The following is a 23,545-nucleotide window of genomic DNA, read 5'->3' as shown; positions in this document are numbered from 1 at the left end:
GCTATTTTTTAACCTCTTTTACAGGGATGATTTCAAACAGCTGGTGTTCTTTGCGTACTGCTGTTCCTTTTATGGGTACATCCCCTTTCTTCTCGACAAAATAATTGCGTGAAGTTTCCAGCGGAATATCTTTACCATCCTGCGAAAAATATTTGCTGATCATTTTGGAATATGGACTTTTTTTATCACAGGCTAAGAAGTCTCTGCCTGATGGCAAAGTCAATTGACTCATTTGTTTAAGCAAATCAACCAAAGTTGGAAGGGCATTATCTTCTATACTGATTTTCTGTAAGACCTCGTATTCATTAAGTTCAGATAATCGGGTCATGAGTTTTTGAATTTCTTCCTTTTGCCGCTGAATCAACTCTTCTTTTTCAGCAATAACGATATGTGATGGCCTTGCATTCCATTGGTCAATGCTATTCAAGTACTTCTGGAATTGCTGTAATTTTTCGATCCTAAATATATATCTGTCGTGATAGCTAGAAAAAGGATCTTTCGCTTTCAAGTTCTTGATTCTATCTTCAACGACCCCCCATACCTTAAAAAAGAAAACCTCATCGCTGCAAACTTGATTTTCTATACGATATAACAGATGATATTTGTAAAATGCGTCAAACTCATCGTCACTGACCTTATAGAGTTTCTTCAAAAAATGGTTGTCCTCATATTTTCGCCAAGCCCCAATTATATTACCAACATCATAAGGATGAGGAAAAAAATCGAATAACTTGCGGGGTTTGAAATAACTTGATTTCATAACATAAAAACTTACCTATCTAAAAACAGAAGTTACCATCTCATATATCAGTCATTATTTTGCTGGCATTTTAGAAAATTAACAAGTGTACGCCGTATTTCTTTGGCTATCAACTCCGCTTTGGCTGTTGGTACTCCATTGCTGATCAATTTAAATTTATGTGTTAAGGGAATGTTGGCCGGCAATACATATTCGTCGGGTACAGTCTGCAATCTCAACCCCTCTCTTACTGTTAGACGTCTAGGCTTTGTAGGATGGAGATGAACTTCGTTATTACCGTAAGCCACAGTAGGACTATACCGGAATCGGTGAAGACGTTTAAATGACTTCCGATTTGTATCTCCTTCATCGATTTGGGTAAAACGTGTAGATCTTGGGACAAAATATTCGCATTGATTGGGATCCTCTTCTGTCAGGTCACTTAATACACTTTCTACAAAGAGTCGACTATTCTCATTCAAGGGGTAGTCCTTCATTTCATTTCCAAATTTCCACTTTATTGGCCAGTTTAATTTCTTGGGGTTTTCGTAAAGCGGTTTAGGCCACCTGAATGCTAATTTTTCAGTGTGTTTAAATTTCAATATATTATTATCAAATTCCAAGGAATAACCTGCTTTTTGGAGCCTATCGCCAATCGCTTTTTTGAAAGCAACCAACGCAATTCTTGGCCTGTCTTGAGGATATCCATACTCCAGAACATTAAGTAAATCATGCCACACATAATAGCCCTCATCCTCAATACTTCTGACAAAGGCATCAAACGATACTCTATGCTTTTTAGTTTTGTAAAGACCCCCAACATTTTCAAAGAATAGAAAATCTGGCCTTAGTTTCTTAATAATGGTAAAATAACTATTTATTAAACGCCCCCGTTCTCCTTCAATTCCTCCGTTTTTCCCACCTACGGAATAATCTTGACAAGGTGGCCCACCTATGATTCCAGATATTTGTTTGTAATTCTGTTGAAGCCGCTGCTGTTCCTTAGAACAAGAGGCATCAGTAGACTTAGTAATCTCATTATGCTTGACTAAGTTATTCTTAATGTAATAATTATTAGTATGTTTAAAATAGTTGCCGAGACCAGCATTATATGCCTGAATAAAGTATGGCTGGATTTCAATTGCTTCCAGTACCTGAAATCCATTATTAACAAATCCAATGTCTAAAAAGCCGCCACCGGAAAAAAGCGATAAAATGTCAAAAGTTTTATTCTTCAATTTGTTCTATTTTTAAAAGTCCATTCATTATACTAACCTTCTCTTTAATTTCTGGAATAACTATCCCGGATAACAGGTCATTAATGTGTATTTTACTTGTTGAGAATGACCTTGTATCATCTTTACTTTCAGATATGTAAAATTCTTTTCCCTTATAACGATTTTGATTATTTTTGAAAAGATATCTAAAGTCAAATTCTTCCACACTTACTTCAACCAATGTCTTATCATCAATCCGATATCTGAATTTTATCTCTAAAGATCCATCTTCACTCTCTATTATTTCTGCATATTTTTTATCTGAAATTTGGACTTCATCATCAAAATAATTTACTAATTCATGAAATTCACTTGATAGTTTTGATAGTAGCTCTTTTTTGAGCAAATAAATACCTGCTTTACTATAATATACATTCAATTCGATATTCTTTTTTGACTGTGAATTATTTCCAAATTGATAGTTAATTATTTTTAGATCAGAAGTTTCTGAAGCATTATCGATTAAGTTAAGATCAACTCTGCCCTTATTATTCAGGTAGTTATTATACAATGAATCAAAATATCGTCCTTTCAATCTACATATCCTTTGCAAACCGTGCGAAATTACATTACCTGTCCTTTGAAACTTCAATCTTGAGAAATCTATAGGATCTGACCCATCCAAAGCATTTAATAGTTGCCTAACATTAACCATTCCCAAATTTTTATATTCATTTTTCAGTTTGTGAAAATAGATATCTCTATTTGCTGGCAATATCTGTTTCGTGGTTTCGTCCAGTTCTAAAAGTGGATCAATGTCACATGCCCCTTTTTCATTATACATTGCTAAATCTAAAACCTTCAAATCAGCGAAAAATATATTTGGTGTTGAGATATCTATTCGGATAGTTTTAAGTTTGTCAGTAAAGTCATTGAAATTATCAATAAAAATCGATTTTTTACCATTATTTATAACGATTTCATATTTGTGTTTTTGCGGCTTGCCAAATTCAATTTTGAAAAGTTCACCAATGCGTGCATTTCTTTCATTAGTTTCTTTTCTTAAAAGCAGGTCGCACAACTGCCCTACAAGTATATAGTATTCTCCATTCGCTTCCCATATATCCCCTGGGGCGATAGGTAAATGTTTTTTATTTATATTGTAATCGAAAAGCTCATAAGTATTGATTTTTTTTAATTCTTTACTGACTTGTGAAAGATGTGGATGGTCAACTAAATAGTCTTTATTAAAGAAAGAAGTTAAACTCGCTATAAATTTAAAATCATTTACTTCTCTATCGTCAAAGTCATTCTGAATAGAAAGTTCATTCCAGTACTTTATAGAGTCATAGGCCGGAATACCCTCTTCATGTGATTTGTCAATTATATATTTAATGTTTTTTTGATTTTTAAGTACTATTTTTAAGGTGTGCTCTGCACTTGCAATTGTTTTTATTCGTAATGAATTAAAAACCTCAGCGTATGCAGATTGGGCTAAAGCTGATACAATGTCCGTAATACTATCTTCACTATTCTTGGAAATTTCTTGTATAAAATAGTCATCATAGTTTTCTGGTAATACCGATGCTGCTGTACTCGTATACAAACAACATATATGTTTAAATCGCTCATCATTTTTGTGTGCTTCGATTAGCTCTTTAATGAACTCCTTCCCTTCATTTCCTCCACCTCCCAAGCTTTTATCTATTATTGATAAGCAAAAATGGCTTCTAGAATGTAATAAAGCTCCTTCAATCTGGGATTTAAAATTATCCCACTCCCCTACAGTTGGCCTTTCTTTTTTAATTATTACCCTACATTCTTTAATTGAATTGAAGAGTGTAAGTATTTCTCTATACTTTGGAACAGCTTCGTCAATATATATTCCGTTCTTAAGAAAGATTGATTTTACACAATCATCATTATCATCAGCAATTTTTTTTGTAAGAATTGCCAAAGGCTCATTAATTATTTCTTGGTGGCCTATTTTTTTTAAAAAAAAATCGGGATAGTCCAATCCAATCTTTTCAAATTCGGCCATGTCTAGATTAGGAACTTCTAACCATTTTTTATTAAAAATCTTTAACTGTTCCGAAATCTCAGAGAATCCAGCTTCCTCAAGGTCTGTAAGAAGATAAAAAAAATTCTCGTCAGTAAGCTTAATGCATTTACCCAAAATTAGTTTGGGATTTTCAACATAGCTAAATTCATTCTCAATAATAAGAATTGTAAAGGCTCTAAGAGTTTTTATAAGCTCTAATAATTTACTCATTGTCTTCAATAAATTGATTTATACGAACTTCAAAAATATATCGATTGCCATATTCGTTTCTCATAGGCAACAGTTCTATATCGCCACCGAAGGATTTCAAAAATTGCCTAACAATATACAGTCCCATACCTCTTCCATCTTCCTTGCCTGACACTAATTCATTGAAAAGAATATGCTGATACCTATCCAATACACCAATTCCAGTATCATGAAACTGTAGTGTATTTGGAGAGGTCGACTTAATTATAATAGAATCAAGTTTTGATCTTTCGTATTTAATATTAGTTTTTGAAATTTTTTGACGCTGTCTAATCCAGTATATAGAATTGTCTATAAGATTATAAAATACATGTAATAGTGCACCCTTCGGAACTTCCCAAATATTAGTTACACCGGAAATATTGACCTCAACTTTATGTCTTTTCAGTCGAAATTTGAATCTTTCAATAATAATATCTAGTTCGCTTTTTACATCGGTCGGTATCAACGCCCTATTACCTTCATTTTTGATAAATGTCTTATCAAGAAAAGAATAAAATTTATCCAAATCACCCATTTTTTTGAACAGATGTTCAAATTTCTTTTTAACAGGAAGAAAATGCAACTTATTAATTTCAAAAAGTTCATTTTCAAGAAAGTAGTTTTCAAGAAAACTGAAGTGTTCATCATACTTTCTCTCCTCTTCTTCAGAACTGCTCAATAGAGAATGAAGTTCATGGGTGATTATTTCTGTAACCAACCCATTAGCCATCAATTTGTAATTATTATAGGCCTCTGTTTTTATTCTTACCTGCTCTTGTTTAGCTACTTCCAATAATTGATTAGCGCTTTTCAAGGATCTAGTAGTATCGTCTATATTTTGTTCAAAATTGAGCGCAACCGGCTCAAGCTTTTCAAACACTCTCTTTACAGAAGCAATTTTATCTTCAGAATCGAGATCGATGTTGTCCTTTATTGCAGTTATTGCTTCTTTAATTGCACCAAGATTCTTTCTGGCAGCTTCAAATACCTCCTTAGCTTTATCTACTTCATTTTGGATTTCTTCTTCGTTATTCTCAGGTATCCAACCTGGTTCCAAGGTCAAAAACCGCTTGGTTAATTCAACTGCTAGTTTAGAAAAACTAGGAGAGAAAATTTCAAGAATTTCATTTAATGTTATCCGCAAAGATTCTGCATAGATATTTTGGGTAAGATGCTCTCTAGAACTGGTTTCGTAAATATACTCCTGTTTTTTGTCGTTAATTTTAATAAAGCCAACCACATTACCTAATTCAAACCTGTAAAATTGCTGCCCAGACGTTCGCTTTTGTTGCAATTCGAGCCAATCATTATCACGGTTACCTATAGTAGCAATCCTGAAAGAATTTCTGTACAATTTTATTCCGTTGTTAGCATCTAAAAAAGGACGGATATCATAATTAACTCTTGTTGAGGCATCAATATATCCATTTTCTACCGCAGAGCGCCTTGCTAAGCTCATCAGTGTATTATCTCTCTTGAATGAATATATTTTACCTTCAATTGGAGATAGTTTTAAAAGCGCATTTAAAAAGCCGTCCTTGACACTATCAATATCTTTCTTTTTCCATTTTTCTAATACCTCCGATAACAGAAAACTTTCAGAAAGATTCAGTTTATATTCAGGCTCATACTTTTTAAAAAACTTTTGATATTCAGATGGCGATCGTTTCCAGTCCTGATACAGAACACTTCCAAGCTCTCTATGATGAATCCTTTCAATGAACCAAGGACGTATTTCAAGTTTTAAATCAAATCTCAAATCGACTAATTTACCTTCTTCATCAAAAATCGTAGTAGATTTGAAAGAATGAATCGATTCGGCTACCCCAAGGGCCTGATAATTGAAATCAAGTTTGACAGGTGTTCCATCTACGGAGATATCAATATTGATAACGCTCTTCTTTTCCTCAAAGGGGGAATATAAGAAGCCTAAAGCTGTCTGTAACTCACTTTTGACAACTAACTTTTCGCCAAGGCTTTTACCAGCATTTCCAAATAAATCCGTCTCGTATTCTCTTTTAATTTCACTATATCTATGAATATCAACTGGAATTTTATCATTTCCAATTAACCATAGCCTTGTATAGCTTTTGCAGCTTAAGCACTCTTCCTGCCATTCAGGAGCATCAAACTCACTATTTGTAATGAACTCTTCCCAATCAACCTCAATAACGTTTATTATTTGATGCCCATCTGCTAAACTCTCTACTATCAATATAGGTGCTATACGTTGCGCAGCTAGTCTCCCAATTCCTTTGTCACCTAAGATTAAGTTATCCTCATCTGGATCATCCTCTGAATCATTCTTCTCAACTTTTTTCAATGTCGATCCAACTTCAAAAAAACCATCCCTTAAAATCTCATACGCCATTCCTTTACCATCATCTTCAATCACAACAATACCATCTGGATTTAAATTTTCTATTCTTTTTGTAATGATGGAAGGAATAGATGCCTTAGACTTATTTATTTCAAAATTGTCTAGGGAGGAGAGAAATTGTATAAACACATTTTCCGCTTTCGCATCATATGAATTTTTTATCAATTCCGTAATAGCAATTTCGTCAGACGTAATTAATTCATACCCGAGATGTCTTAAAATCCTGGGATTATAAGTGAACTTCATAAAATTTAGATAAAAATCTTTAAAAGGTAAACTTAAGTAAATTAAAGTAGCAAAAGCAGCTAAAAATATATAACTTGTTTTTTATTTTAGTTTTAAGGCATCATAAAAATACATTATGATTATATGTACGAAACTTTACCTCTCATATAATCCTTACCCTTTGGATTTTAACAGAATTATATCTAAATTTAATTTATAGCATTTGCATCTACAAAAGAAACAAGATCGGTGAGTGATTCGGTGAGTCAATAATCACAAACCATCCAGACGCCATATTAAAGCGGGTTTTTAACCATGGGTACAGTTCCCCCACTCTCCGCTGAAATGGTCATCAAAACCATACAAAAAGCCTGGAATCGTAAGATTTCAGGCTTTTTGCATTTTACAGGTATTCAAAATATGTTCCGTTTCTCATCCTTTAACTGAGCGATTCGGTGAGCGGTTTTTGAAATTGACACTACTCATCGAATTCTGTATGTGTAAATTTTCTTTGATCATTCATTCTCTTCCGCTTAAAGAGCTGCATTTCTTATCCTTATCAACTTACCATTCAGTTCATCGGTAAGAATGTATAATTTACCCATAGGACTTTGCGTCACTTTTCGTATTCTTACTCTATCATCTGTAAAAAGTTCTTCAGCGCTTTTTATATTTTCCCCTTCTAGCACCATGCGCCATAAGCTACCTTTAGATAATCCTGCAACAATTAAGTTTTGTTTCCAAGCTACAAACTCATTTCCAGAATAAAAAAGTAATCCGGTAGGTGCTACAGTTTGTACCCAAGACCATGCAGGGTCTGTATACTTATTATCAGGGATAGGTTTTGGGGCAAATTCTGCAAAACGGTACTTCCCAGTGGTTTTTATAGGCCAACCATAATTTGCTTTTGCTTTCAGCACATTAATTTCGTCCCCTTGATGTGTACCATGTTCTGTAAACCAGATTTTATTAGTGGCTGTATCAAGCGTCATACCCTGTGCCGCCCTGATTCCTAAAGCATATAATCCTGGACTTACTTTGCTTCCAAAATCTGGATTGTCTTTTGGAATGGTTCCGTCAGAGTTAATTCGATATATTTTTCCTCTTCTATCTTCAATATTCTGGGCAATGGGAATTACAGGCTCATCTTGCTCAGAAAATAATCTTTCACCGATAGTAAAATACAATTTACCATCTTTGCCAAAAACCATTCCACCTCCATAATGATACCGCTCTTTTGTATAAGGTTCTGCTACAAAAAGCACTTTAATTTGCTGTAATGTTTCATTTTCCAATACTGCTCTTATAATTTTAGTAGTTCTATTATGATCCGCTAGTGCAACGTAGGATAAGTAAACATATTTATTTGTTTTAAAATCTGGGTCTAACAGAACTTCAAATTTTCCTGTATTGTCTCCAAAGCCAGTAATGCTATCATCTAGGTCAGCTGGATAACCCTGTATCCTAGTCTTTTCTTTGGTCAAAAGGTTAATTTTTACAAGATCGCCTTCTTTCTCAGAGATGAGCGCTTCATCTTCTGATATAAAAGCGATGCTCCAAGGGCGTTTTAAACCTTCTATAATGATTTCTTTTTTGGGCAGGATCGAATTTACATTAAAGATTTTATGTGGTGTTCTCGTCGAAACCTTATCGGCAATAAACCAGCCTTCATTAGTTTTCATTAAATTGAAATAATCAGTAAACAGATCTCTTTCCGTACTAATTTCCACTTTTGCACTACCCATATTGTTGGTAATATCGATAGCAACTATACTGGTTTTTAAATTCTTAGTACGCTCATGAAGTTTGAATAAGCTGAGATACTGATTCCTGGTAAATGTGATAAATTTACCATTGTTATAATTTTTTAAATGACAAGAAGGATGCATTGCCCCACCCAGTTTAGTCGTGTCTCCAGTTGCCCAGCCATCAAAATAGCGTTGTATTGTGTTTTCTATTAATTGCCTTTCAGACGGCTGATTTTGGGAAAATCCAGAGAAAAAAAAGGCGACTATTACAATGATAGTCAGAATTACATTTTTCATAAAAGTGCTTTGATAATTTTGAAATTTTAATTGTTGCTCAAATTTGCACTGTACTTTTATGATCAGGGTCTTGTAATTTAAATCTGGTAGTACGATTTTATAAATCTGGAGTGTTTAACTGCTGATAAACACTGGGCGTTGTACCCTTCATTTTTTTGAACGCCGCAAAGAAAGTTGATTTTGCATTAAATCCCACTTCATCTGCTACCGCTTCAATAGTAAGATTTGTATTAATTAATAATAGTTTACAAGCTTCATTTATTCGATACTCGTTAATAAACAGCGTAAAATTCTTATCAATACTTTCATTTAGAATTTGCGAAAGTTGATGGCTAGAAATGTTAATCGCTTTGGCCAAGTCTGATACTTTTAAGTTTGGATTTTTAAAAAGCTCTTTCTCAGTCATTACTTTGGTTAGCTTGGAGATGATTTGCTTCACTTCTTCATCATCCTGCTTTTTTTCGGCATATTTCTGAACAGAGAACGCAGAAAGATCGTTTGTTTTCCTTCGGTAAAGTAATGTAAATACCACTAAATAAAGAATTAAAGAAAAGAATACAGCCGCACCTATATAGCTACCCTTGGTAATATTCAGTATTGCCCAAACATAGGATGCAAAAAGTACCAAGACCCCACAGTAAATGGTCAATATCCACTTTTCAAAAGTCTTTAGTTCTTCTTTATGGAATAATCTTTTTACTATTGGCAACAATAAAAACCCTGAAAAAACAATATAAATGCCCCATTGAAAGTAAATGAGAGGAATGATATAGTTCCACCATAAGGAAGCAAAATATTCATAAGGATAAATAGTACCAATTACTACAATCAGTACCAACCAACCTACCAGTTGCCATAACCACAAACCAGGTAAGCTTTTAATTTTTCTAGCTTCCGATTTGATAAAAAAATACAAAAACGGTCCGATAAAAAGACAGGCTGTCAGTCCAAGTTGGAGGTAAATTCGAGGTAAACTACTGTCGAAAAAATAGACGACCGATTTTCCGATCCTGATACTCAATACCACTAACAATGCGCCTAAAAAATAATTAGACAAATGTTTCTTCGCCGTAAAGAAGATAAAATAAACACCTAAAATGAGTGCGTTAAATGCCCCCAAAAAACTAAAAAAGAATAATATTTTCTCGCCAAAGCTCATGTTAATATTTTAAAATTATTTTAACTCAAAATTTCAGTTCATCATCTACAACAGATCAGCTTTTGAAATAGGAGTAAATATATGATGCATCCTCATCGATTTCATTCTTTAACTAGTAGCTTCAAATACATGAAAATCTTCCCACTATGCTCCGCTTCGTGATAGTTCGCGGCCTGCAGTGCCTGTACGTGATTTTTTACTTGAATTCCGATCGGTAAATCAAAGGGGGTATAGTTGACAAATAACTTTGATTCCAGATCTGATTCAAGGTTGTTAACTGTATCAATTAATAAATGTTTGACCTCATTAACATCTGGAGCGATTTTCCAAGAACCTGGTGACGATCCAATTTTGAAGGACTCCATGAATTCTTTAGATATATACATTGGTAATCCGCTACGCATATACATATGCCTCTGTTGAGAGGTAATACAATGACCAATTTGCCAAATTATATTATTGTTAAACCCCGCTGGAATTTTGAACAATATTTCGTTACTACTCGTTTCCATCAATTGTAATAGCCTGGTTCTGCTAGCTCTCAAAATTTCACACTCGAAACGTTCGTTAACCATTTAATTGAGTTTATTCCTTAGAAGGCAAAAGCCATAATATTCTCTAAAGTAACCTTTACACATTAAAGTTGAAACTTTATCTCATTTTTGGAATCTACGCAAGGATACATTGTTTAATAAAAAGATAATATAATTTAAAGGCTAGCTTAGCCGGAGCATCTTAATTCATATAAGTCCTGGCCGATAATCAGAAACAAAAAAAGGAATAGTGGTCGGGAAGTGTTCGGGAAGAGAAGGGCCTTATAATAGGTAGCGGAAGGGGTTCGGTTAGGGTTCACCTAGGGTTGCCATAGTCTCTGCTATCCAGCCCCCTTCCCAACCACATCCTCCAGCTAAAAAAAAGCAGGTCTCTTCCCATACCTTTCTACGCCTAGTTTAAACTTTATCCGAACCGGATTCAGGTACATCACTGCTGGTACCTATAAAAATTTTTACAATGCCGCAGTTTCTTACAATAAAAAACACACTATTCGGGGTGAATACCCTAACCTCGGCATAAATGAAGATGCAACGAAAATCTCAGACTAACAATTATTAAGATAATTTTATCGTTAAATACAGACTACCTGTTCATTTTAATTGTTCAAAAAATTAAAATATCGACCAGGTATGCATTTTTTGTGCTCCTAAAACGATAAGCAGCTCAATAGTGGCATAAAATTGGCACTGAATTTATTACGCTTAACGAAACCCTTTAACCTCAACTAAATTGTCACACCGCGCCTATTTATACAATCTCGATACTCCTTCAATTGCTGAAGATTCCGACACCATCATGATGGAATGGAAATATGAAATGCCGCTTATGCTTCAGCCGCTGTTAATTGAAGGTGGATTTGTTGCCGGCAATAACTACAACAATCATGTAGAATATAACGATTCAGGCTTATTTTATAATGCCAAACCAGGCATTGAGAACTTAAAGCGCTTTTATAATTTCCTGGAAGCACAGCCGGGGCTCATTGAAAACATAGAAAAGTTTAAAGAAGCCAGGGATAAGCTATTTAATTACCTCGATCAACTTGATGGTACCTATTTCCATCTTGATATGTGGGATATATTCAATATGGATGATACCCCTCATGAAGAACAGGCAGCCGAATGGCTGGCGAGTATTGCCTATAACAATCGGATCATTACAGCGGCAATGGACGCAAACGACATCAGTTTACTCAACTACAAAAACCTTAAAGACGTCAGCCCTGCTTTTACCACCTTCTCAAAACTTTTGAATTATGAAGACTATGAATATGGCTGGATCTGCATCTATCAGGAGTACAAGGAAGAAGAAGAGTTTAAATTATTTGAAGAAAATCAGCTCTGGGGCTTTAAAAATAAGGAAGGCGAGGTGATACTCAGTCCTCAGTTTGATGAGTTTTATATTTTTGGGCACCGTGACCTCGCTGTAGTTTCAAAAAACGGCAAATATGGATACCTGGACACCAGCGGAAAAATTGTAATTCCCTTAATCTGGGAGGATGCGTTTGACTTCGAATATTCAGAAGTCGCTGTGGTAGCATTACAAGGAAAAACGGGCTTGATCAATACCAAAGGTGAACAGATCACACCAATCATTTATGACGACCTGAAAAGCCTTAATAATGGAACCTGTTATAACGCAGCAACCAAGGAACTTTGGGGTGTCATTACTGCTACCGGAAAAGTTGTCATCCCTTTTGAGCATGAAAATGAAATTGAGGAAGGATATGGCTATTACCACGTTAAAATCCCCGGACAGAAAAATGAAAAGATTTTCAATGAACTTTTCAATTATCTGGGAGAATTTCCTGTTTCGGCTGTAGAAAACATTGAGGGTGGTTTATTATGGATCAAACCTCATCAAGGCGTTAATTCAAATGCGATCTATAAAAAGGATGGTACTTTGCTGGTTACAGGATTTGAAAAACTAAGCAGGGAAACGAATTTCCCGGATCTACTGGTGATTAGAAAAGAAAAAAAACACGCTGCCGTCAGCAGAAAAACGGAAGATTTTGTGCTCCCATTTGAATATGATGCCATATTGGACATTGGAATTACCCAGGAGGGCTATTATGATTATACAGATCAGGCATTGGTCCATCAAGGAAACAAAAAAGGGATTTTCAATGGAAATCCCGAGCAATTGTCCTGGCTTATTCCTCTGGACAACTATCAGCAGATCATCTGGCTGGAGGGCCCTATTTTCGCTTTGAAGAAAAATAAAACCTGGGCGATTGCAAATCCGGTAAGTCAGGAACTTAGCGACTTTATATTTGACCTTGTCATCCGAAAACCGGGAGAGGATGGCTGCGGATATGCTTTCAAAGATAATCAGGTGTATACCATAAGCGAAAACAGTATCACACCAACCGATAAAGAGATTGCCCTGGAACATGCCAGTGCTGACTATGCTTATTATTTTGATGAAGAAAGTAGGAAAAGACTGATCAGTTATGGGAAAGGCAAGCAAATGACCGATCAGCAGATCGAGGATGAACTTAGCGACACCTACACTTTATTTGAACAGGGCGAGCAGGCTTACGAAGATGAGGACTATGAAAAAGCCATTTACTACTATACCATCGCCTCAGAAAAAGGCCATAACCCTTCCATGAACAATCTGGCACATACTTACTACAGTATTGAGGAGGTGGAAGATCATGATAAAGCCTACTTCTGGTACCAGAAAAATGCCTTAACTGGTGATGAGGATGCCATGAATGGCTTGGGTATGTGCTACAAGCGTGGGATTGGATGCGTAGCCGATATAGAAAAGGCAATGTACTGGTTAAATAAATCTGCCGATGCGCAAGTCGCAATAGCAAACAACAATCTGGCTGAAATTTATTCAGATGAAAGCCTTCCAGCCTATGATCTGGATAAAGCTTTAGTCCACTTTCAATTAGCAGAAGAACAAGGTGAACCTAAATATACATGGTTAGGGTACCTGCACGATTTAAAAGCAGCGTACGAAAAGGCGCTGGAATATTACAAGCTGGGTGCTGAGGAGGAAGAAGAAGTATCCGCCTTCAACTTCGCTAATCTAAATCGCAAAGGATTGGGAACCCCTAAAAACATTAAGCGGGCGATAAAGTATTTTGAACTTTCCGCAGAACTCGGCTATCCCAATGCACACATCGAACTTGCCCGGATTTACAGAAATGAAAAGGGATTTCAGGACGAAAAGAAAGCAGAAATGCATCTAAAAGAAGCCAAAGCAGCAGAATTGGAGATTCCAGAAGATCTTTTGGGAAAAAAGAAAGGTTGGTTCGGTTTTTAATTGAGCTCATTATCTATCACTTAAACCTGCTGATAAGAGCTGCAGCGATAGAGTAGCATAGTTATTTTAACAATGAATTACCTAGCTTTACCGTTATATAAAAATTTACAAGATCATTAAACGTTAATTAATGGAAGAAAAAACTTCTTTTTGGCAGCGAATAGGTATACAAGATTGGTTTTTAAGCAATAATAACACTGATCCCGTAGCTAAGGCACAGCCACTTACGCCTGATACCGTTTATACCTATATCATAGAGAAATTTAAAGAGTCTATTGCGGAACTCTCCTTTGCGGAACGCGTAGTTTTTTATCATGAGTACATCATTTGCTTAAATACCGATGATTACCGTGCATTTATGGACAATAGGAATGGTCTTTTCGGATTAATTGCGCAAGAATCTGTAAAGAAGTTTTATGAAATATTGAACGATTATGCTGAAACAGGAAAAAGAGTGGAACCATCTAGTAATAAATGGGTATTTCGCTTTGTTTCCCACCCGGATTACAAACCTGGAGATAAAGGATTTATTGGTAAATTAATGCCTGATGGTGGTCAGAAACAAGAAAATCTAAGGGTTACTTTTATTCCCCGTCAAACTGGACTGGCCCAAACATTCGACATCAGTAACGATATCTTAAAAGATTTCATATTTTACAGTGAAGGTTATTATGAAATCCCCTACCTGGCCAATCTAAAATCTACACCTAAAAATAATCCGGTCATAGAAAATGTATTGCTGGCAAGATTTGAAACCACCCTGCCCGATAAAGCCTACTCAGGAAGAAAACTGGAGTACCTGATGATGTCTAATGACATCATCATTTCAGGAAATGAAGAAATCAGAGAAGAGGCCAATATTTTCAAAATCCCTTCTGAATGGGTCAACTCCCCACACTTGCAAATTCGCTATCGTAAAACAGAAGATAAGTTCTTTCTTTCCTCATTTGGAGAGAAAACCATTCTCAATGAAAACCTGGTAGAACGAAGTAATCCGGATGATCCGAATTGGGTGGAACTGCCCCTGAACTCAAAAATCATCCTGAATGGAATTATCGGCATCAATATATTTAAAGCCTAGCATATGTCACAAATCCTGTCCCTGGCGTTATTGCTCATATGTATCATTTTATTGATCGCACATTTTGTGTCGATTAAAAACTCGACCAACAAACAGGAATAATGGATAACAATTATTTTGGAATTACAGATGTAGGAAAAGTCCGCGGCAATAATGAAGATACCTTTGTTGCCAAAAAAATAACAGGGAACGAACTGGTCCTGGCCTGCGTAATTGATGGTGTTGGTGGTTATGCCGGCGGCGAAGTCGCGGCTGCAATTGCGAAAGAGACGATAAAAGCGCAATTGGACCAGCCAACAGGCGATATCCTGCAGTTGATGCGAAAGGCAATTACCGAAGCAAACGATCGCATCCTTTCTGCCAAACAGCAGGAAAAAGCCCATGAAGACATGGCCTGCGTACTTACAATTGCAATCGCAGACCTAAGCAATAACCTCTTCTACTATGCACATGTGGGCGATACCAGATTATACCTCCTGCGCGACAATTCCCTAATCAAAATCTCTAAAGACCAATCTTTTGTTGGCTTTATGGAAGATTCAGGGCGTTTAACAGAGGAACAGGCCATGCTGCACCCAAAACGTAATGAAATCAACAAAGCACTTGGTTTCCCTGGAAGTATAAACGGACTCGAAGAAGACATCGAAACCGGACAATCTCCTTTTCTGCCCGGTGATCTGATCCTGCTTTGCAGCGATGGATTGTCGGATATGGTGAATAAAAAAAGTATCACCAGTATCCTGCTCAAAGACGTTAATCTGGAACAAAAAGGAAAGGCTTTAATCGACCTCGCAAATGCGAATGGCGGTCGCGATAACATCACGGTAGTGTTGGTTAAAAATGACAAAGCCACATTTGTTCATGAAGCTACAAAACCAAAATCTGAAGCCAGGAAGAAGAAAACCGTAACAGCTGTTCTTGATTCAGAAAAAACAAATCCAGCGCAGCAAATTCCAGTACAAACAAATCTGGAAAGCACAGTTTCAGAAAAAACAATTCCGGAAAATCGCGAAAATTTAACTCAGGCCCCGGATAAAAGGCAAGGCAGTAAATTAAATCCGGCATTGCTGATTCTTGGCTTTGTGGTCATTGCCGCAATCGCTTACTTTTTCTGGGACCAGCAACATCCGGAAACTAAGCCAGCCCTGCTTCCTGATTCGACAGTAGTAGAACCCTCGCAGGCCTTTAAACTCCAGGACACCCTGAATAAGCTGAAAGGAAACATACTGATTCTGGACACGACCCTATTTAAATCGCCGATCCTGATTACTGAACCCATCAAGATTACCAGAGATAGTTTATACCTCAAGGCAGAGCGGAACCTGGTCATTAAAAGTGATACCGGCTATAAAGGACCAGCATTTCTGATCTCCCCAAGCAATAAAAGTATTTTACTGGAGAACTTTACTTTAGAAAATGTGATAGACAACAGCGCTTTGCAGAAAAAAGGGGTACTGCTTAAAAATGTAAACTTCATACGAACGGATATCCCGGCGGTAAAGCCAAAATAACGTACAGCAAAAAAATAATATACACCAATCATCCAGACTAAATCCATCACATGGGCAAACAAACAGCAATTCCCCAAAACAGAAAAATTGAGCGTATTTTTTTACTGCTCAGTACGATCGTATTGGGAGCCTTATTTGTGACGCTTTATTTTACTCAGCAGCAAACCTTTACTGAAGTCCACCCGAGATTGAAGGAAGGTACAATGGTGAATTTAAATGATGCAGCGCCCGGTAAACGGATCAAAAACCTCCTGATCAAAGGATATTATTTCGAGGATAAAAAAGACATCAACCTGATTGAACAGGTAGTGAGCAGCCAGGTTTCGCAGCATCAGCAAGCTATAGACAACATTGGCGAGCTGAACAAACGCAAATTCTTCGTCCCTGCAGACCTCGCTTTTTCAAATGGCGGAAAAAACTTTAAAGAAAGAGTTTTGGCATCGCGCCTATTATTGGGATTTACGGGAACAGACTCTTTAAAATATCAGCAGGAACAAAAACATCCTCCATCATTGCCGTCGGTCAAAGATTTTGCCAAAGGCAGCTATGGGCTGAGCGGAAAAATAACCGATACCGCAAACAGGCCAGTTGCCGGTGTTTTGGTCCGCCTGCAAATGATCCTGCCTCAGGACACCGCTTATACTGAAGATGAGGTAGTCAATGATTTCATTGCTTATTTAAGAACCGACGCGAAGGGCGAATACCATTTCCAGCATTTGCCAGACCATGAAGCTTACAGCGTACTCCCGCTGAAACCGGGTGCTCAATTCGGAAAGTCGCAGGGCCTGCAGGAACTGGATAAAGAGGTCACGATCAATTTCAAGCTATCACCACACAGCATTAAGCTTTTCTCCACCCGTGATTTTAAAATCCTTAAAAAGGAAAAATCACTGATTGTAAGGACGCCAGAAAACTATAACCAATGGTACTGGATCATAGTCGGCTGTTTCTTTAGTGGCTTTTTCCTGCTTCATTTCCTGCTAAAAGTAAAATATCCGCAGGCAGATCAATTGATACTTCCCATCATTATGCTAATGACCGGGCTCTCATTTCTGACTTTATTGAGCTTACAAGATCCATTAAGGGATCGATTCTTAGCCCGTGACAGCCTTATTTTTTATGGTTTAGGGGTATTGAGCATCGGAATTATCCTCTCCCTAAACCTGCGCAAATTCAATGTCGACTCCCGTTTGTACCGAATGTTCCTGGTCAAAAATGCCTTCAGTAAGGCTAAAGGCTGGCAATGGGCCATCCTGGCACTTTGCTTATTGGCCTTTACCATCGTGTTTGGTACCGGTCCGGAAGGCAGTGGTGTAAAAGTGAACCTATTTGGCGTACAGCCCAGTGAAATTGTGAAATATGCCATCATCCTCTTTCTTGCTGGATTTTTTGCTTCAAATGAACGTTTCATTACCGAATACAGCAGTTGGAAAAAACGCTGGTTCTTCTTCTCTTTTGCTTTAATTGCCATTCTCGGCGCCATATTATTATACTTACTGCTGGGCGATCTTGGCCCTGCAATGGTGGTTTGTTTCACTTTTATCATCCTCTTCTCTTTTTCTAGAGGCGATTTTATGATGATGCTGACCGCAATTATTATCTATGTGATTAGCGCGTGGCTGCTGAATGTATGGATCGCTACCCTAGTGACCGCAGCATTGGTGTCGCTGATTATGGTGATCAATAAAAAGACCAGTGAATCGGCGGTAATGATTGTAGTCGTCATGGCCGCATTCTTACTGATCGATCAGGTTCCCTATCTGGATAAACTGATTCCAGGCCCCGTAAACAGGCTGAGTGAACGTAAATCGATCTGGCAGGACCCATGGAACAATGAAGTATACGGCGGTGATCAGGTAGCCAACGGCATCTGGGCAATTTCCAGTGGCGGCATCAGTGGCCAGGGAATCGGACAAGGTTTTGCGAAAACAATTCCTGAAGCACATACAGACATGATCTTACCCGCAATCGGAGAAGAGTTTGGCCTGGCCGGCATTATAGGAATATTTATTGTATTCCTCATTTTCCTACACCGGGCGATCCTGATCGGGCGGCAAACCGGCATGCCTTTTCTCTTCTATCTATCTGCAGGAATAGGCATCAGTTTATTTATTCAGTTTTTACTCATCGCAGGTGGCTCTACAGGCGCGCTGCCCTTATCAGGTGTAGCGCTTCCTTTCATCAGTTACGGTGGTTCTTCTTTGGTGGCCAATATGCTGGCTGCAGGGTTTTTACTGGCAGTATCCCTGGTAAAAGGCACCGATGTACAAATGACCTACATCACCAAACAACAAGATAAAAACCTCGTTCCTGCCCTGCTTGCAGCAAGTATAGCAATCATATTGCTTTCATTCACCGTAACCGGATACATTACCCACAATAAAAAATGGGTAGTGAAGCCTGCCATGGTAGCAGACAGAAGTGGCGCAAGGATGTTCAGTTATAATCCCAGAATTGCCATCTTAATGAACAAACTGGCCGCAGGTGATTTATACGATAGAAACGGATTGATATTAGCTACCGGCAACCCTGAACACATCAAAAAGCAACAGCAGGAACTCAGTAACGCTGGGATTGCTTATAACCTTGATTCTGCAGAACATAAGCGTGTAGACAGGTATTATCCTTTTGAGGAACAGTTATTTTTCTGGGTTGGAGATCAGAATACCAATGTTTTTAACGGCAGTACCAATGGATATTTTGCCGAATATGAACATGGCGCAGAACTCAGAGGATTTAAAACACCAACGATCTCCTTTAATACCCAGGCACACAAATACCGCGAAAATCGGTTCCTGCCAAGAGGAGTAAAAGAAATGACCCTCAGCAAAAGGGATTATGCCGCATTGGCTCCCCTATTACTTTCAGGGATCAACAGCGTCGAAGTGGAAGCCTTTAAAAAGCGGAATCGCAATGTGAAACTGACCATAGATGCCGCTTTGCAAACGACCATCCAAAATACGATGGCACAGGATACCGCCATCAGAAACAGCAGGGTATCCGTAGTGATTATGGAAGATGCGACTGGCGATGTGCTCAGTTCCGCAGTATACCCTCTTCCTCCTATTAAAAACTGGGATCTACTCAATACGAGTACCACCGAACAGAATAAAATGGCCGGATGGTATACCACTTCAGATCTGGGCTTTACTACTGCCACCCCACCGGGATCAACCGCAAAAGTGCTGACTGCGATGGCTGCTTTTAATAAGCTGGGCCCTGAAGCAGCGAATAAAACCTACAATGTGACGATGGCAGAGCGGATTCGAACCAAAGGCATTGAGCCCGATGAAACCGGCCGTATTGATATGGAAAAGGCCGTTGTAAAATCGAATAACGTTTACTTCATAAAAATTGCCAATGAGGAACACCTCCAGGATGAAATGGCCAGCCTATATTTAAAAACCGGAATGTTTTTACATGGTGTAGGCGGTTATTATTATGGCAGAGATACCGCAAACCTGAAACAGGAAGCCAAATGGATGGCTTTCTGGGCTAAAACAGAATTCAATACCAAGCCTAAATATGACCCGACACGCATTCGCCGGACCAGGGCAAAGGGTATCTCAGGAATGGCATGGGGACAAGGTGAACTCATCGCAACGCCCGCTGCTGTAGCCAGATTGATTTCAGGCGTAGCCAATAACGGCAACCTGGTGGCCAACCGATATGTATTAAAGATCAGTGATTCCGCAACGGCAGTGAATCCCGCCACTCAGCTGAGCAATAACCCGCAATATGCAAATACCATTGGTGGATATATGCTGAAACAAAGTGCCAATAAAACCGCTATACTTGGTTTAAAAGTAGCCGGTAAAACAGGTACTCCAGAGCGGATCTGGAAAAATGAAAAGATAAATGATGGCTGGTATACCTTTTATGCACCTAAAGCTAATGGCAAAGGGCACATTGTAGTCTGTATCAGAATTGAATCTACCCGCGGCTCCAGCAAAGCCGTTAGACTGGCTGGTCAGCATGTAATTCCAGCCTTGTTAAAATTAGGATACGTAAATAAAGAACAGAGTAAAACTTAAAAAGAGATTGTATGTTTAATCTATTTAGTAAGCGCACACCCGAACCCCTGCAGGATGTAAAAGCCATTAGAGAGGCATTGCTCACTGCGATCAAGCAGGAACTTCAGAAACTTGAAGGTGGGGAAGGCAAGCACATTAAAGGCCTCGCATTGCTCTTAGCCTGTTTGCCTGCAGAACGGTTTATGTACGAATCCGCGGTTTTTGTGGAGGATGAACAGCGGTTTAAAAATGAAATCCAGCGCATAGTTGATGATTTTGCAATAGATTTGCCCGGCGACTGGACTTTACAAGTTAATTTTGTAGAGGAATTGCCTCCAGATGCCATCAAACTGTCCAATATCAATGCCGCGCTTTACATCAGGACACCGGAACATGTAGTGGTGACAAAATCCAGCACGGCTTATATCCGTACTTTGAACGGAGCTTCAGAGCAGATGGAATATAAGATTACTGCTGCCGATGGAAAGATCAATATTGGAAGAGCAGCCAAGGTTCAAGTGAGTGATGGTTTTTTCAGAATCAACCACATTGCTTTTTATGATGACAGTACAGAAGAGGCCAATAAATTTATCAGCAGACAGCATGCGCACATAGAATGGGACAGCAATACCGGATCCTTTCTATTGTTTGCAGATGAAGGTGGCATTCCACCGCGCAATAAGGTAAGAATGAGATCAATTGGCGACCATACTCCGGTAAAACTGAATGTTGCCGAGATCGGCCATACCTTACAGGAGGGCGATCAGATCATTTTAGGTGAACTTGCAGTTTTAGAATTTAGTTATATTAATTCAGGAATTATTAATATTGTATAATGAGTAAAGTTTTTACGATAACAGAGGGATTAGAAAATCTGGGTGCCCTAAGTACCGGCGGCCAGGGTTCTGTATATAAGGGTAAACGGATTGGCACCATCATCACCGCAGTGAAGATCATGCCTACCCCCATCCATACAGAAAGTGAGGATGATAAGAACTTCATCAGGTTTAAAAATGAGGTAGAAAAACTTAAAAAGGTAAATGAAGTACCCAATCCTAATGTGGTAAAAATACTTGGATCCGGACTTACCGAAAGTGGTTCTTTCCCTTTTATTGAGATGGAGTATATTGAAGGACCTGATCTGGAGAAGTTGTTAATGCCCCCTCATCCCCCAATATTTACGATACAGGAAGTCATTAAACTGGCCGAACAGCTGGCCAATGCACTTGCGCATTGTCACCGGGTAGGCATTAAGCATGGTGATATAAAAAGTAACAACGTAAAATTCAATACGGAAACCGGTAATTATGTGTTGCTGGATTTTGGTCTGGCGATCATGTCTGATGAGCAGCGCCGTACCAGTCTGCGCCATGCCGGTGCAGTTGAGTTTATGGCTCCTGAGCAGCATGACGGCGAGATGTTTTTTCAAACAGATATCTATAGCTATGGCATCATCTTATACGAGCTACTTGCAGGAACGGTACCTTTCCCACTGATCAATAAGAACGAAAGTTCGCGTAATCAGGTGATGATTTCACACATGGAAGCTGAAGTTCCAGACCCGGTCACTTTACGTATCAATAGATTGCCGGAAAGCTGGGATGAGGAGAAACGAAAAAAGGAGGCAAATGTCCCGAAATGGTTATTACTCATCATCAAAAACTGTTTAGAAAAACGCCCTGAGAACCGATATGCCAATGGTGCAGTCTTACAGGACGCCATTATACACAGAGGCGGCGATGCAGTAACAACAACAGCAGTAGCACCTGCTGCTGTTCCGGCAGCAAAGCCCGCACCTTTCTATCAGAAAGAAGAAGTCAAGGTGGAACCGGCAAAAGACCAGATGCTATTGTCCAAATCGGTTTTTACCCTGATGATCCTTTGTATCGTGATGTTAAGCATGCTTTCCGTCTATGGCCTTTTCATGAAGGGTGATGATTCAGCTAAGCAAAAAGCGGTATTGGATACCACTCATATAGCGGCAGCTGACACCACTAGAAACGAACCAGAATATGTCCCTGATACAACGGCACAAGTACATCCTGTAGCCATTGATACTGCAGCACAGCAGGCCGAAATTGATAGTCTGAAGAAAGAATATGAAGCACAGATGACTGCCGCTGCAAAACGCGCAGAAGCTGAAGCGAAGGCAAAAGAAAACGCACTTACCATTGTTAGCGAGGGTAAGAAGTACCAGCTGCCTAAAGGAACTATTTATTTTTATGAATCTGCAAATGCAAATGCACAAAAAAATGGTGTCCTGGGTTTATGGAACAATGCCAAGTTTAACGTAATTGAAGAAGACAAAGGCTTTATTTATGTGACACATACCAATAAAGACGGACAAGTCACCAAAGGCTGGCTGAATAAAAACGACCTTAAAGAAGTAAAGGAATAAGCTCAGCTTATTCCTTTTTTTATAATTACCCTAAACAGCTGAAGCATCCCCCACTTCAGTATCTGCTACCAAGGGTACATCCGGCTCCTCAAGTCAATAATTTTACAATTCTACACCACACAAAGCCCTCTTCCCCAGGGCTCTATCAGCCATACGTTTAATTTTTTCCAGCTCAATCATTAACGCTTTATTAACCCTCCATTAACCACTCATTAACCTATTCCAGCTTAACGAATAATGATATTTAATTAAATATCAATAAAATACAATCTTAATCGAAGGCCCTAATTTAATAGATCAGAAAAAAAAAGATCATATAGGAGTACGCCGAAAATCCTTTAAAGAGTAGGTATCAATTTTATTTCTACAAACATGGGACAGAAAAAATCCTTTGAGGAATTAGTAAAGAAAATGGCCGTAATGGAAGATGGTCAGTTAGGAAAATTAAGAGGTGGTTTTGCTGCATTTGCATCCCCACAGTTATTATCCGATGGCACAGTGACTAACACGGTAACCGTGAGTGGAAATTGCAGCTGCAGCTGTACCTGCGAGGCTACATCTACAACTGTCTAAACCATCCCTTACTTAATTACAGGGCCCATTCTATGAATAGCCCTGTAATCTCTTCCCAATACCAAATCAATTCACTG

14 protein-coding genes and 1 pseudogene are annotated in these 23,545 nt (G+C 38.3%); 8 read left to right on the top strand and 7 right to left on the bottom strand.

Going from position 1 to position 23,545, the window contains the following annotated elements:
- Position 1 precedes the first annotated feature (1 nt).
- The 7 genes from K7X70_RS15140 to K7X70_RS15110 form a co-directional block, all read right to left on the bottom strand.
- Complete coding sequence (locus K7X70_RS15140) at positions 2-760, bottom strand: hypothetical protein (RefSeq protein WP_222537849.1); 759 nt, start codon at positions 758-760, stop codon at positions 2-4.
- A gap of 47 nt (positions 761-807) precedes the next feature.
- Positions 808-1,977 (bottom strand): DNA cytosine methyltransferase, encoded by a 1,170-nt coding sequence (locus K7X70_RS15135; protein WP_222537848.1) that lies wholly within the window; start codon positions 1,975-1,977, stop codon positions 808-810.
- Positions 1,967-4,228 carry a hypothetical protein gene (locus K7X70_RS15130; RefSeq protein WP_222537847.1) on the bottom strand — a complete coding sequence of 754 codons (2,262 nt, stop codon included), beginning with the start codon at positions 4,226-4,228 and terminating at the stop codon, positions 1,967-1,969. The genes K7X70_RS15135 and K7X70_RS15130 overlap by 11 nt, the downstream gene beginning before the upstream one ends.
- The gene (locus tag K7X70_RS15125) at positions 4,221-6,875 is read right to left on the bottom strand and encodes an ATP-binding protein (RefSeq protein WP_222537846.1); all 2,655 of its coding nucleotides are present in this window, start codon (positions 6,873-6,875) and stop codon (positions 4,221-4,223) included. Before K7X70_RS15125 ends, K7X70_RS15130 begins: the two co-directional genes overlap by 8 nt.
- A 512-nt stretch (positions 6,876-7,387) precedes the next feature.
- Positions 7,388-8,899: a PQQ-dependent sugar dehydrogenase gene (locus K7X70_RS15120; RefSeq protein WP_222537845.1), complete on the bottom strand. Its 1,512-nt coding sequence runs from the start codon at positions 8,897-8,899 to the stop codon at positions 7,388-7,390.
- Between the two features lie 97 nt (positions 8,900-8,996).
- The gene (locus K7X70_RS15115; protein ID WP_222537844.1) at positions 8,997-10,058 is read right to left on the bottom strand and encodes an AraC family transcriptional regulator; all 1,062 of its coding nucleotides are present in this window, start codon (positions 10,056-10,058) and stop codon (positions 8,997-8,999) included.
- A 101-nt stretch (positions 10,059-10,159) separates the two neighbouring features.
- Positions 10,160-10,633 (bottom strand): DinB family protein, encoded by a 474-nt coding sequence (locus K7X70_RS15110; RefSeq protein WP_222537843.1) that lies wholly within the window; start codon positions 10,631-10,633, stop codon positions 10,160-10,162.
- Positions 10,634-11,011: 378 nt separating this feature from the next.
- On the opposite strand from K7X70_RS15110, the pseudogene K7X70_RS24560 reads away from it, so the two are divergent.
- From K7X70_RS24560 to K7X70_RS15070, 8 genes and pseudogenes are all read left to right on the top strand, one after another.
- Positions 11,012-11,161, top strand: a pseudogene (locus tag K7X70_RS24560) (DUF6266 family protein); the annotation flags it as partial.
- 181 nt (positions 11,162-11,342) lie between these two features.
- The gene (locus K7X70_RS15100) at positions 11,343-13,892 is read left to right on the top strand and encodes an SEL1-like repeat protein (RefSeq protein ID WP_222537842.1); all 2,550 of its coding nucleotides are present in this window, start codon (positions 11,343-11,345) and stop codon (positions 13,890-13,892) included.
- A 130-nt stretch (positions 13,893-14,022) separates the two neighbouring features.
- Positions 14,023-14,973, top strand: coding sequence for a hypothetical protein (locus K7X70_RS15095; protein WP_222537841.1), 951 nt, complete (start codon positions 14,023-14,025; stop codon positions 14,971-14,973).
- A gap of 101 nt (positions 14,974-15,074) precedes the next feature.
- Positions 15,075-16,484: a PP2C family protein-serine/threonine phosphatase gene (locus K7X70_RS15090; RefSeq protein WP_222537840.1), complete on the top strand. Its 1,410-nt coding sequence runs from the start codon at positions 15,075-15,077 to the stop codon at positions 16,482-16,484.
- 50 nt (positions 16,485-16,534) lie between these two features.
- The gene (locus K7X70_RS15085; protein WP_222537839.1) at positions 16,535-20,518 is read left to right on the top strand and encodes an FtsW/RodA/SpoVE family cell cycle protein; all 3,984 of its coding nucleotides are present in this window, start codon (positions 16,535-16,537) and stop codon (positions 20,516-20,518) included.
- An 11-nt stretch (positions 20,519-20,529) separates the two neighbouring features.
- Positions 20,530-21,333, top strand: a complete 804-nt coding sequence (locus K7X70_RS15080; protein WP_222537838.1) for an FHA domain-containing protein — start codon at positions 20,530-20,532, stop codon at positions 21,331-21,333.
- On the top strand, positions 21,333-22,895 hold the full coding sequence (locus K7X70_RS15075) for a serine/threonine protein kinase (RefSeq protein WP_222537837.1): 1,563 nt from the start codon (positions 21,333-21,335) through the stop codon (positions 22,893-22,895). Before K7X70_RS15080 ends, K7X70_RS15075 begins: the two co-directional genes overlap by 1 nt.
- Positions 22,896-23,267: 372 nt before the next feature.
- Positions 23,268-23,468, top strand: a complete 201-nt coding sequence (locus K7X70_RS15070) for a hypothetical protein (protein WP_062547696.1) — start codon at positions 23,268-23,270, stop codon at positions 23,466-23,468.
- Positions 23,469-23,545 lie beyond the last annotated feature (77 nt).

The organism is Pedobacter polysacchareus, assembly GCF_019802255.1.
Lineage (GTDB): Bacteria > Bacteroidota > Bacteroidia > Sphingobacteriales > Sphingobacteriaceae > Pedobacter > Pedobacter polysacchareus.
This window is presented reverse-complemented; position numbering and strand designations above follow the sequence as displayed.